General features: G+C 57.8%; 4 protein-coding genes and 6 rRNA genes. 3 read left to right on the top strand and 7 right to left on the bottom strand.

Annotation, left to right across the window (positions count from 1 at the left end):
- Positions 1–3 precede the first annotated feature (3 nt).
- Both N5P29_RS00860 and N5P29_RS00855 read left to right on the top strand, forming a co-directional pair.
- A complete protein-coding gene (locus N5P29_RS00860) occupies positions 4–858 on the top strand; it encodes an alpha/beta fold hydrolase (protein WP_262276825.1) in 855 nt (284 codons plus the stop codon).
- A gap of 80 nt (positions 859–938) precedes the next feature.
- Positions 939–1,772, top strand: coding sequence for an alpha/beta fold hydrolase (locus N5P29_RS00855; protein ID WP_262276824.1), 834 nt, complete (start codon positions 939–941; stop codon positions 1,770–1,772).
- A gap of 117 nt (positions 1,773–1,889) precedes the next feature.
- On the opposite strand, the gene rrf (N5P29_RS00850) is transcribed toward N5P29_RS00855, so the two are convergent.
- From rrf (N5P29_RS00850) to N5P29_RS00840, 3 genes are all read right to left on the bottom strand, one after another.
- A 5S ribosomal RNA gene (rrf, locus tag N5P29_RS00850) occupies positions 1,890–2,006 on the bottom strand.
- A gap of 148 nt (positions 2,007–2,154) precedes the next feature.
- A 23S ribosomal RNA gene (locus N5P29_RS00845) occupies positions 2,155–5,302 on the bottom strand.
- 515 nt (positions 5,303–5,817) lie between these two features.
- Positions 5,818–7,337, bottom strand: a 16S ribosomal RNA gene (locus tag N5P29_RS00840).
- Positions 7,338–7,807: 470 nt separating this feature from the next.
- On the opposite strand from N5P29_RS00840, the gene N5P29_RS00835 reads away from it, so the two are divergent.
- Entirely contained in the window at positions 7,808–8,401 is a 594-nt protein-coding gene (locus N5P29_RS00835; RefSeq protein ID WP_262276823.1) for an HhH-GPD-type base excision DNA repair protein, read from the top strand.
- A 283-nt stretch (positions 8,402–8,684) separates the two neighbouring features.
- Here N5P29_RS00835 and rrf (N5P29_RS00830) read toward each other — a convergent pair.
- The 4 genes from rrf (N5P29_RS00830) to N5P29_RS00815 all read right to left on the bottom strand — a co-directional run bounded on the left by rrf (N5P29_RS00830) (position 8,685) and on the right by N5P29_RS00815 (position 16,453).
- Positions 8,685–8,801 (bottom strand): 5S ribosomal RNA (gene rrf, locus N5P29_RS00830).
- Positions 8,802–8,951: 150 nt separating this feature from the next.
- Positions 8,952–12,098, bottom strand: a 23S ribosomal RNA gene (locus N5P29_RS00825).
- Between the two features lie 515 nt (positions 12,099–12,613).
- A 16S ribosomal RNA gene (locus tag N5P29_RS00820) occupies positions 12,614–14,130 on the bottom strand.
- The 16S, 23S and 5S rRNA genes sit together here, the layout of an rRNA operon.
- An 829-nt stretch (positions 14,131–14,959) precedes the next feature.
- A complete protein-coding gene (locus N5P29_RS00815) occupies positions 14,960–16,453 on the bottom strand; it encodes a DHA2 family efflux MFS transporter permease subunit (protein ID WP_262276822.1) in 1,494 nt (497 codons plus the stop codon).
- Positions 16,454–16,502 lie beyond the last annotated feature (49 nt).

Raw genomic sequence — 16,502 nt, 5'->3', positions numbered from 1 at the left:
CCGGTGAAGGAACGTGGAATCAAGACGCACGACGGCGGCAGCCTCGCCTTGTACAGTTACGGCGCCGACAACGCACCCGGTGAGCGCAGGGTGGTGCTGATCGGCGGCGCGTTTCTCACGGCCCTTATCTACAGGCCGTTCTCCGTGGCCCTGGCGAAGGGTCTGGGCGACGGCTGGGCCGTGGACGTGTACGACCGTCGTGGCCGGGGAAATTCCACAGACCAGCCGGACGATTACTCCATGGCAACGGAAATAGAGGACGTCCGCACCATTATGGACGCCACCGGCGCCCGCAACATCCTTGGCCACAGCCTCGGCGGTTCCGTTGCCCTTAATGCCGCCCAGGCCTTCGCCGGCACCAGTCATGAGCCCGGCAAGCTCGCTGTCTACGATGCCGCGGTGAACATCGACGGAAGCATGGATACCGGCTGGGTGGATGGTTTTGCCGATGCCGTGGACAAGGGCGATTTCAACAGGGCGATGGCCCGGATGCGGCGTGGCATGGAACCCGGTACTGCGCTGGCGCGGGTGCCCGAGCCCATCCTGGCTGGTCTCATGGCCGTGGTTTCCCGGACCAAGGTGAACAAGTTGTTCCGGCAGCTGCTGCCCTCCGGAGTGGGCGAACTGAAGGCCGCGTTCGAGGACGCCGACACGCCCCAGGACTTTTCCGTGCTGCCCTCGAACACCCACTTCATGGTGGGCAAAAAGAGCCCGCAGTTCTACAAAGTCGCCGCGGCGCGGCTGAACAGGGCGGTTCCGGGGAGCACCCTGGAAGTCTCACCCAAGGGTTTCCACGGCTCGGTCCCCGCGGCAGTCAACGAACTCGTGACGGACATATCGGACTACTTCAAAGGCTGACTCTTACCCGCATCCACGGTTTATTCACATACGGGACCGGTATGCGGCGTGCTGTCAGGTGGCTCGGCTAGGCTCATGACATGACGCGCGACATCATCATGACCCACGACGGCGGACACCTCGAAGTATTCACCACAGGCGGTGGGCAGGCATCGAAAGGCTCTGGTGTCGTGGTGGTTCCTGCCTCGATGGTCACGGCTTCGGACTACACGCGCTTCGCCCAGAAGCTCAGCGACGCCCTCGGCCGGCCAGTCCACACGTTCAACAGGCGCGGACGCGGCGATTCATCGCCCCAGGCCGAGGACTACACCTTGGAAGCCGATATCCGGGATCTCCAGACCGTTATGGAGCACACGTCCAGCACGGACGTGTTCGGGCACAGTTTCGGCGGCGCAGTGGCCTTGCACGCAGCGCGCACGCTTCCCGTAGAGCGCCTCGCGGTCTACGACCCCGCGGTTTCGGTCAACCACAGCGTCAAGGCCGAGTGGACGGACGACTATGAACGCGCGACGGCGGCAGGAGACTACGATCGCGCCCTCGCCGTTCTTATCAAGGGAGTAGAGACGGGCGGCGCCTTCGCGAGGATGCCGCTGTCCATGCTGACACTGGCCAACAAGCTCGCAGCGGGAACTCCCCTGGGCAAGCAGCTGCGGGAGCTTATGACCTGTGGTGTCCGTGAAATCAAGGCGGTCATCGCCGCTGACATGCCTGCCGAGCCGTTCCTGGCACTCCCCCTTGAGACGTTGATCGTGGTTGGGGAAAAGAGCCCTGCATACTTCGGTGTGGCCTGCGGACAGATCCACGACGTCCTCTCCGGATCCAGCTACACCATTCTGCCCGGCTTCGGCCATGATGGCCCGAACAAAGCGCCGGACAAGCTGATCTCGGAATTGTCGGAGTTCTTCTCGGGCTAGCGGCGCTTTAACGGCTGAAGGCCCCTGACCGGTGTGGTGGGGGGCCTTGTGCGTGTTTGTGGTCTTTTATGTGGGAGACCCCCCAACCGTGGGTTGGGGGGTCTCGACCTAATGGTTGTCCGGCGGTGTCCTACTCTCCCACACCCTCCCGGGTGCAGTACCATCGGCGCTGTGGGTCTTAGCTTCCGGGTTCGGAATGGGACCGGGCGTTTCCCCCACGCTATGACCGCCGTAACCTTGTTACCCGTTCCCCCGCTCTTGTGTGGTGGGGGTGGGAAGACTGTTGGTTACAACTGTGGTGTTGTTATTTAGTTGTGTGTTCCTGACAACTGGTGGGTTGTTGGTTGGGAACCACATAGTGGACGCGTGCAGTGTGTTGTGTGTGGTGTAAGTTGTTGGCCTATTAGTACCGGTCAGCTTCACGAGTCGTTAGTCCTCGCTTCCACATCCGGCCTATCAACCCAGTGGTCTGGCTGGGGGCCTCTCACACAAATTGTGTATGGAAATCTCATCTTGAAGCGAGCTTCCCGCTTAGATGCTTTCAGCGGTTATCCCATCCGAACGTAGCTAATCAGCGGTGCACTTGGCAGTACAACTGACACACCAGAGGTTCGTCCGTCCCGGTCCTCTCGTACTAAGGACAGCCCTTCTCAAATTTCCTGCGCGCGCAGCGGATAGGGACCGAACTGTCTCACGACGTTCTAAACCCAGCTCGCGTACCGCTTTAATGGGCGAACAGCCCAACCCTTGGGACCTACTCCAGCCCCAGGATGCGACGAGCCGACATCGAGGTGCCAAACCATGCCGTCGATATGGACTCTTGGGCAAGATCAGCCTGTTATCCCCGAGGTACCTTTTATCCGTTGAGCGACGGCCATTCCACAATGTACCGCCGGATCACTAGTCCCGACTTTCGTCCCTGCTCGAGATGTCTCTCTCACAGTCAAGCTCCCTTGTGCACTTACACTCGACACCTGATTGCCAACCAGGCTGAGGGAACCTTTGGGCGCCTCCGTTACTTTTTAGGAGGCAACCGCCCCAGTTAAACTACCCATCAGGCACTGTCCCTGACCCGGATCACGGGCCGAAGTTAGATGTCCAAAGTGACCAGAGTGGTATTTCAACGATGACTCCACCCGAACTGGCGTCCGGGCTTCAACGTCTCCCACCTATCCTACACAAGCCACTCCGAACACCAATACCAAACTATAGTAAAGGTCTCGGGGTCTTTCCGTCCTGCTGCGCGTAACGAGCATCTTTACTCGTACTGCAATTTCGCCGAGTTTATGGTTGAGACAGCGGGGAAGTCGTTACTCCATTCGTGCAGGTCGGAACTTACCCGACAAGGAATTTCGCTACCTTAGGATGGTTATAGTTACCACCGCCGTTTACTGGGGCTTAAATTCTCAGCTTCGCTCCGAAGAGCTAACCGGTCCTCTTAACCTTCCAGCACCGGGCAGGAGTCAGTCCGTATACATCGTCTTGCGACTTCGCACGGACCTGTGTTTTTAGTAAACAGTCGCTTCCCCCTGGTCTCTGCGGCCCACACCCGCTCACGGAGAGCAAGTCTCCATCACGGGGCAGGCCCCCTTCTCCCGAAGTTACGGGGGCATTTTGCCGAGTTCCTTAACCATAATTCTCTCGATCGCCTTGGTATTCTCTACCTGATCACCTGTGTCGGTTTGGGGTACGGGCGGCTAAAACCTCGCGTCGATGCTTTTCTAGGCAGCATAGGATCACCGGATCCCCCCGAACGGGGGTCCCATCAGATCTCAGGATCGTGCTCGCTCGAAACACACAGGAACGGATTTGCCTATCCCTGACCCTACATCCTTAGACCGGGGCAACCATCGCCCGGCCCGGCTACCTTCCTGCGTCACACCTGTTAATACGCTTACCTCCCGGGATCAGGTCCCGCGCTCGGCCAAAACCCACAACACCACAAGGGTGAGCGGGCAGGCTCCGGGCGGTTAGTATCCCCCGCTTGGCATGGGCGGTTTTTCGCCGGTACGGGAATATCAACCCGTTGTCCATCGACTACGCCTGTCGGCCTCGCCTTAGGTCCCGACTTACCCAGGGCAGATTAGCTTGACCCTGGAACCCTTGATCATTCGGCGGACGGGTTTCTCACCCGTCTTTCGCTACTCATGCCTGCATTCTCACTCGTGTAGGCTCCACCGCTGGTTTCCACCGCGACTTCACTGCCCACACGACGCTCCCCTACCACTCCACACCCCTGAACCACGAAGGCTAGGGTACTGTGTGAAATCCACAACTTCGGCGGTGTACTTGAGCCCCGCTACATTGTCGGCGCGGAATCACTTGACCAGTGAGCTATTACGCACTCTTTCAAGGATGGCTGCTTCTAAGCCAACCTCCTGGTTGTCTTCGCAACTCCACATCCTTTCCCACTTAGCACACGCTTAGGGGCCTTAGTTGGTGGTCTGGGCTGTTTCCCTCTCGACTATGAAGCTTATCCCCCACAGTCTCACTGCTGCGCTCTGACTTACCGGCATTCGGAGTTTGGCTGACGTCAGTAACCTTGTAGGGCCCATCGGCCATCCAGTAGCTCTACCTCCGGCAAGAAACACGCAACGCTGCACCTAAATGCATTTCGGGGAGAACCAGCTATCACGGAGTTTGATTGGCCTTTCACCCCTACCCACAGCTCATCCCCTCCATTTTCAACTGAAGTGGGTTCGGTCCTCCACGACGTCTTACCGTCGCTTCAACCTGGCCATGGGTAGATCACTCCGCTTCGGGTCTAGATCACGCCACTACACTCGCCCTGTTCAGACTCGCTTTCGCTACGGCTACCCCACACGGGTTAACCTCGCGACGTAACACTAACTCGCAGGCTCATTCTTCAAAAGGCACGCCGTCACAACTACAAAGGCTGCTCCGACGGATTGTAAGCACACGGTTTCAGGTACTGTTTCACTCCCCTCCCGGGGTACTTTTCACCTTTCCCTCACGGTACTGGTCCGCTATCGGTCATTAGGAAGTATTTAGGCTTATCAGGTGGTCCTGACAGATTCGCACGGGATTTCTCGGGCCCCGTGCTACTTGGGATACTCTCCAGGCGGCACACAACATTACGGTTACGGGGCTCACACCCTCTCTGGCCGGCCTTTCAAGACCGTTCACCTATGCACGCACTCTCACCTCACTGGCCCGGCAGAACCAGAACGGAAAGTCCCACAACCCCGCCCATGCAACGCCCGCCGGCTATCACACATGGAAACGGTTTAGCCTGATCCGCGTTCGCTCGCCACTACTAACGGAATCACTCTTGTTTTCTCTTCCTGCGGGTACTGAGATGTTTCACTTCCCCGCGTTCCCCCCACGCACCCTATGTGTTCAGATGCGGGTCACACAATCACCTTGCAGCGTTGTGCGGGGTTTCCCCATTCGGACATCCTGGGATCAACGCTCGGTTATCAACTCCCCCAGGCTTATCGCAGATTCCTACGTCCTTCTTCGGCTCCTAATGCCAAGGCATCCACCGTGTGCCCTTAAAAAACTTGACCACACACATCGAACAAAACGCCCGATCATGATGCATCAACTACTCGAGAGAACCACGACCACAAAAGGCCAGGTTCATCAAAAAGAAATTGCTGTAGAAACACACACACAAGTGCGTGTGTCTCAGATGCTCGCGTCCACTATGTAGTTCTCAAACAACAACCCCATCAACCAGACCACCACACCCCCAACAAGGGAACACGGCAGTACCGGAAGCAGGAACAAAAGAAACACCAGTCTCCAATGCATTGCTGCAAAAAGGTCCTGTTGCCTCAGGACCCAACAGTGCGCCAAACACAACCCCCACAACCAACACCCCGGACACGTTCCCAACAACCCCGAAGGACCGCCGTACTAGCACCAGGACACCACCGCAAAGGCCATGCCAAAAAAATGATTCGTTGATATTCCACCCATGAGCACCCACCGCAGAACAAACGCCTGCGCAATGGGCAACACTGACAACCACACCCCCACCCATGCAGGCAGGGACAACAGATTGTAAGCAGCTCCTTAGAAAGGAGGTGATCCAGCCGCACCTTCCGGTACGGCTACCTTGTTACGACTTAGTCCCAATCGCCGGTCCCACCTTCGACGGCTCCCCCACAAGGGTTAGGCCACCGGCTTCGGGTGTTACCAACTTTCGTGACTTGACGGGCGGTGTGTACAAGGCCCGGGAACGTATTCACCGCAGCGTTGCTGATCTGCGATTACTAGCGACTCCGACTTCATGGGGTCGAGTTGCAGACCCCAATCCGAACTGAGACCGGCTTTTTGGGATTAGCTCCACCTCACAGTATCGCAACCCTTTGTACCGGCCATTGTAGCATGCGTGAAGCCCAAGACATAAGGGGCATGATGATTTGACGTCGTCCCCACCTTCCTCCGAGTTGACCCCGGCAGTCTCCTATGAGTCCCCGGCCGAACCGCTGGCAACATAGAACGAGGGTTGCGCTCGTTGCGGGACTTAACCCAACATCTCACGACACGAGCTGACGACAACCATGCACCACCTGTAAACCGACCGCAAGCGGGGCACCTGTTTCCAGGTATTACCGGTTCATGTCAAGCCTTGGTAAGGTTCTTCGCGTTGCATCGAATTAATCCGCATGCTCCGCCGCTTGTGCGGGCCCCCGTCAATTCCTTTGAGTTTTAGCCTTGCGGCCGTACTCCCCAGGCGGGGCACTTAATGCGTTAGCTACGGCGCGGAAAACGTGGAATGTCCCCCACACCTAGTGCCCAACGTTTACGGCATGGACTACCAGGGTATCTAATCCTGTTCGCTCCCCATGCTTTCGCTCCTCAGCGTCAGTTACAGCCCAGAGACCTGCCTTCGCCATCGGTGTTCCTCCTGATATCTGCGCATTTCACCGCTACACCAGGAATTCCAGTCTCCCCTACTGCACTCTAGTCTGCCCGTACCCACTGCAGAACCGGAGTTGAGCCCCGGTCTTTCACAGCAGACGCGACAAACCGCCTACGAGCTCTTTACGCCCAATAATTCCGGATAACGCTTGCGCCCTACGTATTACCGCGGCTGCTGGCACGTAGTTAGCCGGCGCTTCTTCTGCAGGTACCGTCACTTACGCTTCTTCCCTACTGAAAGAGGTTTACAACCCGAAGGCCGTCATCCCTCACGCGGCGTCGCTGCATCAGGCTTTCGCCCATTGTGCAATATTCCCCACTGCTGCCTCCCGTAGGAGTCTGGGCCGTGTCTCAGTCCCAGTGTGGCCGGTCACCCTCTCAGGCCGGCTACCCGTCGTCGCGCGCTTGGTAGGCCATTACCCCACCAACAAGCTGATAGGCCGCGAGTCCATCCAAAACCACAAAAGCTTTCCACCCCCACCATGCGATGAGGAGTCATATCCGGTATTAGACCCAGTTTCCCAGGCTTATCCCAGAGTCAAGGGCAGGTTACTCACGTGTTACTCACCCGTTCGCCACTAATCCCCCAGCAAGCTGGGATCATCGTTCGACTTGCATGTGTTAAGCACGCCGCCAGCGTTCATCCTGAGCCAGGATCAAACTCTCCGTTGAAGTAAAACAAATCAAACAGACACAACCACACCCACCGGAAATAACGGCAAGAACATGGCTGCACAAAATTCGAAACCAGCTGAAAACCAGACCACCACACACGGGGGTGCGCGACAGTACTGGCATAAATTTCAACCAATCAAAAAACAATCGGTATCAACAAACTTGGCACACTATTGAGTTCTCAAACAACAGACCCCCCAAAACATCACCCCGACCGGAACACCACACAAAGCAGCGCACCACAACAGGGCCATTGGAAAAGAAGAGTTATTTTTGGCCGCCTACCGAACCGTACACACCTTCCGGCTTTCCGTTTCGCACCCGGCGACTCAGAAAACAATACACGCCCCACAACCCCAACGCAAATCCACCACCCAACACCCACACACCCACCCCCAAAACCCCACCACACCGCCGTCGAACACCACCCCAACACTGCCGTGACTGGGCTGCCCACCGGTGGGAGGATGGGACGCATGGAACTGCACATCACCGGCGATGCCGCCGCGGATCAACTGCTCAGTGAAGACTCGTTTGCCCTGCTGACGGGCATGCTGCTGGATCAACAGGTCACCATGGAGTCCGCGTTTGCCGGTCCGGAAAAGATCCGCACCCGGCTCGGGACCCTGGAACCGCGCGTTGTCGCAGAGCAGGATCCGGCCGGCTTTGTTGAACTGTTCAAGGAGAGGCCGGCAGTGCATCGATTCCCCGGCTCGATGGCAGGAAGGGTCCAGGCCCTCGCGGCCGCGGTGGACAGCGACTGGGGCGGAGATGCGTCCGCGATCTGGACGAGGGGGAACCCCGACGGCCCGGAAGTGCTGCGCCGGCTCCGGTCCCTGCCAGGCTATGGCGAGCAGAAGGCCAAGATCTTCCTGGCGCTGCTGGGCAAGCAGTGCGGCCTCAGAGCTGCGGGATGGCAAGAAGCCGCCGGCCACTACGGTGAGGAAGGTTCCTACCTGTCCGTAGCCGACATCGTGGACCCGGGGTCCCTGGCCAAGGTGCGTGCCAGCAAGCAGGCAGCAAAGGCAGCCGCCAAAGCGGCAAAGGCCCCGGCCTCCTGATCAGGCTTCGGCCGGCCCTCAGTAACAGCTTCTCTTCAGGCCTTGCCTCGACGCCGGAGCGGGAGCCTTGCAGCACCGTTCACGGCAGATGCAGCGAGGCCTTCAGCCGGGAGAGCCTTAAATGCGTGAGGCCCCTACCTGCCTGGTTGGGGCCCTACGTGTGTATGGGGTCGTTAAATGCGTGTGGCCCCTGACCGGTGTGGTGGGGGGCCTTGTGCGTGTTTGTGGTCTTTTATGTGGGAGACCCCCCAACCGTGGGTTGGGGGGTCTCGACCTAATGGTTGTCCGGCGGTGTCCTACTCTCCCACACCCTCCCGGGTGCAGTACCATCGGCGCTGTGGGTCTTAGCTTCCGGGTTCGGAATGGGACCGGGCGTTTCCCCCACGCTATGACCGCCGTAACCTTGTTACCCGTTCCCCCGCTCTTGTGTGGTGGGGGTGGGAAGACTGTTGGTTACAACTGTGGTGTTGTTATTTAGTTGTTGGTTCCTGTTTCAACTGGTGGGTTGTTGGTTGGGAACCACATAGTGGACGCGTGCAGTGTGTTGTGTGTGGTGTAAGTTGTTGGCCTATTAGTACCGGTCAGCTTCACGAGTCGTTAGTCCTCGCTTCCACATCCGGCCTATCAACCCAGTGGTCTGGCTGGGGGCCTCTCACACAAATTGTGTGTATGGAAATCTCATCTTGAAGCGAGCTTCCCGCTTAGATGCTTTCAGCGGTTATCCCATCCGAACGTAGCTAATCAGCGGTGCACTTGGCAGTACAACTGACACACCAGAGGTTCGTCCGTCCCGGTCCTCTCGTACTAAGGACAGCCCTTCTCAAATTTCCTGCGCGCGCAGCGGATAGGGACCGAACTGTCTCACGACGTTCTAAACCCAGCTCGCGTACCGCTTTAATGGGCGAACAGCCCAACCCTTGGGACCTACTCCAGCCCCAGGATGCGACGAGCCGACATCGAGGTGCCAAACCATGCCGTCGATATGGACTCTTGGGCAAGATCAGCCTGTTATCCCCGAGGTACCTTTTATCCGTTGAGCGACGGCCATTCCACAATGTACCGCCGGATCACTAGTCCCGACTTTCGTCCCTGCTCGAGATGTCTCTCTCACAGTCAAGCTCCCTTGTGCACTTACACTCGACACCTGATTGCCAACCAGGCTGAGGGAACCTTTGGGCGCCTCCGTTACTTTTTAGGAGGCAACCGCCCCAGTTAAACTACCCATCAGGCACTGTCCCTGACCCGGATCACGGGCCGAAGTTAGATGTCCAAAGTGACCAGAGTGGTATTTCAACGATGACTCCACCCGAACTGGCGTCCGGGCTTCAACGTCTCCCACCTATCCTACACAAGCCACTCCGAACACCAATACCAAACTATAGTAAAGGTCTCGGGGTCTTTCCGTCCTGCTGCGCGTAACGAGCATCTTTACTCGTACTGCAATTTCGCCGAGTTTATGGTTGAGACAGCGGGGAAGTCGTTACTCCATTCGTGCAGGTCGGAACTTACCCGACAAGGAATTTCGCTACCTTAGGATGGTTATAGTTACCACCGCCGTTTACTGGGGCTTAAATTCTCAGCTTCGCTCCGAAGAGCTAACCGGTCCTCTTAACCTTCCAGCACCGGGCAGGAGTCAGTCCGTATACATCGTCTTGCGACTTCGCACGGACCTGTGTTTTTAGTAAACAGTCGCTTCCCCCTGGTCTCTGCGGCCCACACCCGCTCACGGAGAGCAAGTCTCCATCACGGGGCAGGCCCCCCTTCTCCCGAAGTTACGGGGGCATTTTGCCGAGTTCCTTAACCATAATTCTCTCGATCGCCTTGGTATTCTCTACCTGATCACCTGTGTCGGTTTGGGGTACGGGCGGCTAAAACCTCGCGTCGATGCTTTTCTAGGCAGCATAGGATCACCGGATCCCCCCGAACGGGGGTCCCATCAGATCTCAGGATCGTGCTCGAAACACACAGGAACGGATTTGCCTATCCCTGACCCTACATCCTTAGACCGGGGCAACCATCGCCCGGCCCGGCTACCTTCCTGCGTCACACCTGTTAATACGCTTACCTCCCGGGATCAGGTCCCGCGCTCGGCCAAAACCCACAACACCACAAGGGTGAGCGGGCAGGCTCCGGGCGGTTAGTATCCCCCGCTTGGCATGGGCGGTTTTTCGCCGGTACGGGAATATCAACCCGTTGTCCATCGACTACGCCTGTCGGCCTCGCCTTAGGTCCCGACTTACCCAGGGCAGATTAGCTTGACCCTGGAACCCTTGATCATTCGGCGGACGGGTTTCTCACCCGTCTTTCGCTACTCATGCCTGCATTCTCACTCGTGTAGGCTCCACCGCTGGTTTCCACCGCGACTTCACTGCCCACACGACGCTCCCCTACCACTCCACACCCCTGAACCACGAAGGCTAGGGTACTGTGTGAAATCCACAACTTCGGCGGTGTACTTGAGCCCCGCTACATTGTCGGCGCGGAATCACTTGACCAGTGAGCTATTACGCACTCTTTCAAGGATGGCTGCTTCTAAGCCAACCTCCTGGTTGTCTTCGCAACTCCACATCCTTTCCCACTTAGCACACGCTTAGGGGCCTTAGTTGGTGGTCTGGGCTGTTTCCCTCTCGACTATGAAGCTTATCCCCCACAGTCTCACTGCTGCGCTCTGACTTACCGGCATTCGGAGTTTGGCTGACGTCAGTAACCTTGTAGGGCCCATCGGCCATCCAGTAGCTCTACCTCCGGCAAGAAACACGCAACGCTGCACCTAAATGCATTTCGGGGAGAACCAGCTATCACGGAGTTTGATTGGCCTTTCACCCCTACCCACAGCTCATCCCCTCCATTTTCAACTGAAGTGGGTTCGGTCCTCCACGACGTCTTACCGTCGCTTCAACCTGGCCATGGGTAGATCACTCCGCTTCGGGTCTAGATCACGCCACTACACTCGCCCTGTTCAGACTCGCTTTCGCTACGGCTACCCCACACGGGTTAACCTCGCGACGTAACACTAACTCGCAGGCTCATTCTTCAAAAGGCACGCCGTCACAACTACAAAGGCTGCTCCGACGGATTGTAAGCACACGGTTTCAGGTACTGTTTCACTCCCCTCCCGGGGTACTTTTCACCTTTCCCTCACGGTACTGGTCCGCTATCGGTCATTAGGAAGTATTTAGGCTTATCAGGTGGTCCTGACAGATTCGCACGGGATTTCTCGGGCCCCGTGCTACTTGGGATACTCTCCAGGCGGCACACAACATTACGGTTACGGGGCTCACACCCTCTCTGGCCGGCCTTTCAAGACCGTTCACCTATGCACGCACTCTCACCTCACTGGCCCGGCAGAACCAGAACGGAAAGTCCCACAACCCCGCCCATGCAACGCCCGCCGGCTATCACACATGGAAACGGTTTAGCCTGATCCGCGTTCGCTCGCCACTACTAACGGAATCACTCTTGTTTTCTCTTCCTGCGGGTACTGAGATGTTTCACTTCCCCGCGTTCCCCCCACGCACCCTATGTGTTCAGATGCGGGTCACACAATCACCTTGCAGCGTTGTGCGGGGTTTCCCCATTCGGACATCCTGGGATCAACGCTCGGTTATCAACTCCCCCAGGCTTATCGCAGATTCCTACGTCCTTCTTCGGCTCCTAATGCCAAGGCATCCACCGTGTGCCCTTAAAAAACTTGACCACACACATCGAACAAAACGCCCGATCATGATGCATCAACTACTCGAGAGAACCACGACCACAAAAGGCCAGGTTCATCAAAAAGAAATTGCTGTAGAAACACACACACAAGTGCGTGTGTCTCAGATGCTCGCGTCCACTATGTAGTTCTCAAACAACAACCCCATCAACCAGACCACCACACCCCCAACAAGGGAACACGGCAGTACCGGAAGCAGGAACAAAAGAAACACCAGTCTCCAATGCATTGCTGCAAAAAGGTCCTGTTGCCTCAGGACCCAACAGTGCGCCAAACACAACCCCCACAACCAACACCCCGGACACGTTCCCAACAACCCCGAAGGACCGCCGTACTAGCACCAGGACACCACCGCAAAGGCCATGCCAAAAAAATGATTCGTTGATATTCCACCCATGAGCACCCACCGCAGAACAAACGCCTGCGCAATGGGCAACACTGACAACCACACCCCCACCCATGCAGGCAGGGACAACAGATTGTAAGCAGCTCCTTAGAAAGGAGGTGATCCAGCCGCACCTTCCGGTACGGCTACCTTGTTACGACTTAGTCCCAATCGCCGGTCCCACCTTCGACGGCTCCCCCACAAGGGTTAGGCCACCGGCTTCGGGTGTTACCAACTTTCGTGACTTGACGGGCGGTGTGTACAAGGCCCGGGAACGTATTCACCGCAGCGTTGCTGATCTGCGATTACTAGCGACTCCGACTTCATGGGGTCGAGTTGCAGACCCCAATCCGAACTGAGACCGGCTTTTTGGGATTAGCTCCACCTCACAGTATCGCAACCCTTTGTACCGGCCATTGTAGCATGCGTGAAGCCCAAGACATAAGGGGCATGATGATTTGACGTCGTCCCCACCTTCCTCCGAGTTGACCCCGGCAGTCTCCTATGAGTCCCCGGCCGAACCGCTGGCAACATAGAACGAGGGTTGCGCTCGTTGCGGGACTTAACCCAACATCTCACGACACGAGCTGACGACAACCATGCACCACCTGTAAACCGACCGCAAGCGGGGCACCTGTTTCCAGGTATTACCGGTTCATGTCAAGCCTTGGTAAGGTTCTTCGCGTTGCATCGAATTAATCCGCATGCTCCGCCGCTTGTGCGGGCCCCCGTCAATTCCTTTGAGTTTTAGCCTTGCGGCCGTACTCCCCAGGCGGGGCACTTAATGCGTTAGCTACGGCGCGGAAAACGTGGAATGTCCCCCACACCTAGTGCCCAACGTTTACGGCATGGACTACCAGGGTATCTAATCCTGTTCGCTCCCCATGCTTTCGCTCCTCAGCGTCAGTTACAGCCCAGAGACCTGCCTTCGCCATCGGTGTTCCTCCTGATATCTGCGCATTTCACCGCTACACCAGGAATTCCAGTCTCCCCTACTGCACTCTAGTCTGCCCGTACCCACTGCAGAACCGGAGTTGAGCCCCGGTCTTTCACAGCAGACGCGACAAACCGCCTACGAGCTCTTTACGCCCAATAATTCCGGATAACGCTTGCGCCCTACGTATTACCGCGGCTGCTGGCACGTAGTTAGCCGGCGCTTCTTCTGCAGGTACCGTCACTTACGCTTCTTCCCTACTGAAAGAGGTTTACAACCCGAAGGCCGTCATCCCTCACGCGGCGTCGCTGCATCAGGCTTTCGCCCATTGTGCAATATTCCCCACTGCTGCCTCCCGTAGGAGTCTGGGCCGTGTCTCAGTCCCAGTGTGGCCGGTCACCCTCTCAGGCCGGCTACCCGTCGTCGCCTTGGTAGGCCATTACCCCACCAACAAGCTGATAGGCCGCGAGTCCATCCAAAACCACAAAAGCTTTCCACCCCCACCATGCGATGAGGAGTCATATCCGGTATTAGACCCAGTTTCCCAGGCTTATCCCAGAGTCAAGGGCAGGTTACTCACGTGTTACTCACCCGTTCGCCACTAATCCCCCAGCAAGCTGGGATCATCGTTCGACTTGCATGTGTTAAGCACGCCGCCAGCGTTCATCCTGAGCCAGGATCAAACTCTCCGTTGAAGTAAAACAAATCAAACAGACACAACCACACCCACCGGAAATAACGGCAAGAACGCGGCTGCACAAAATTCGAAACCAGCTGAAAACCAGACCACCACACACGGGGGTGCGCGACAGTACTGGCATAAATTTCAACCAATCAAAAAACAATCGGTATCAACAAACTTGGCACACTATTGAGTTCTCAAACAACAGACACTACCGGCACCACCACCAACCCCACAGGGCCACTGGATCGCTCCGAAGCAACTTTTCAAACTTACCCGAACCGGCCGCTCAAAGCAAACCAAACCCCGGGCCTCCCCCACCAACCAGAAGCACACAAAAGCACCACCGGAACCGGTAATTTGAAGGGAGTCGGTCGCCATCATCCCGCATCAGCGGCGGCGACTCGAATAACTTTACACGCGCCCCACCCCCACACCAAATCCACCCCAACCCCACCCAAAAACCCCGCAAACACAAGGAAAACCCGCCAAAACAACCAACCAAACCCCCCAAAACACCCACAAACCACCCAAGTGAAGCCCATCACACACCCCAACCACCCGCCGTCGAACACCCAACCGAGCGAGCGAACCCACCAAACCCCGGGAACGTGAGCGAGCGACCCCACCAAACCCCCGGGGATGTGAGCGAGCATCGGTATCCGGCCTGGGACTTGGAGCAACCCCGAAAGCAACAACGCTCCCCCACCGACAAGGTGAGAGAGCGTTGAGGTGAAACGGTTGTTATGTGAGCGAGCGACCGGACCCAACCCATGGGATGTGAGCGAGGGGCCGGGCCAAACGGGAGGGATGTGAGAGAGGGTTGCAGACGCGCAAGGACGTCAGTGGCCTCCGTGGGCTCCGGCGCCTTCGGTCTTCCGCATCATGGCGCTGAGCACCACGGCGATTACTGCGATCACCGTGGCGGCCAGGAACGCTGCCTGCATGCCGGCAACAAGTCCGGACGATGCAGAGACCACGGCGTAAATGGACACCAGCAGTGCGGTGCCGGCTGCGCCCGAAACCTGCTGGGCCGTGCTGATGATCGCCGAACCATGCGAATAGAGATGCGGCGGCAGCGGGTTCAGTCCGGTGGTGAACGCGGGCGTGAACAGCAGCGCCAAGCCAAAGCTCAAGGCTACGTGGAGGGCAATCACCCAACCGAGCGCACTTCCCTCGTCGAGCCGGGAGAACTGCCATAGCGTCAGGACCATCAGGATGGAGCCGGACAGGGTCAGGGGCAGGGGGCCAACCTTGTCGAAGATCCTGCCGATGACAGGGCCCAGCAGACCCATGGCCAATCCACCGGGCAACAATGCCAGGCCGGTCTCCAGTGGCTGCAGGTGCAGGGTGTTCTGCAGGTACAGCGGCAGCAGGATCACTCCGCCGAAGAGGGCCATCATCGCTACCACCATCAACAGCGTGGACACGGTGAACATACGGAACTTGAAGGCACGCAGATCCAGCAGCGGAGCGTCCGACTTCTGGAGCTTGAGCTGCCGGAAGACAAACAAGGCCAGGCACAGGAGTCCGACCACCAGCGCGATCACCGGAACAACACCTGCGTTGGAGCCACCGATCTGGCTGAGCCCATAGACCAGGCCACCGAACGCAGGGACAGTGAGGATCACGGAGGTCAGGTCAAGAGTGGTCTTTTCCCGCTCACCCACGTTGGTCAGGTACTTGGCACCAATCGCGAAAGCGGCCAAGGCAACGGGCAGCACGAATACGAACATGAAACGCCAGGAAAAGTGGTCAAGGATGATGCCCGAGACAGTCGGGCCCATCGCCGGTGCCACTGAAATGGCGATGCTCACGTTGCCCATCACCGCTCCGCGCCTGGACAAGGGAACCAGGGTCAGGATGGTGGTCATCAACAACGGAAGCATGATCGCCGTGCCGCCGGCCTGAACGATACGGGCGAGCAGCAGGACCAGGAATCCCGGTGCAAGCGCTGCCAGCAGGGTGCCACCGCTGAAGAGTCCCATGGCCAGCATGAAGGCCCCGCGGGTACTCATGCGCTGCAGGATGAAGCCAGTGGTGGGAATGACCACAGCCATGGTGAGCATAAAGCCGGTAGCCAGCCACTGCACCGTGGAGGCACTCACCTGAAGGTCCGTCATCAACCGCTGCAGCGCAACGTTCATGATGGTTTCGTTGAGGATCACCACAAAGGTCGCCACCAGCAGCGTGACGATGACCGTCACGGACTCGCGGGACATCTTGTCAGAGCCCCGCGCCTCAGAGGCCGCCGCCTGCGTGGACGTTGTCCCTGCCGAGGCGGGCGCTCCGGAGCCGGGCTTGCCGTTTGCGTCGGACGTGACGTCGGTAGACATGAAGGTTCCCCAAGGTGGTTTGGCTGTGATGTCCGGCGGTCAGTGCCGG

The organism is Paenarthrobacter sp. JL.01a (assembly GCF_025452095.1).
GTDB lineage: Bacteria > Actinomycetota > Actinomycetes > Actinomycetales > Micrococcaceae > Arthrobacter.
This window is presented reverse-complemented; position numbering and strand designations above follow the sequence as displayed.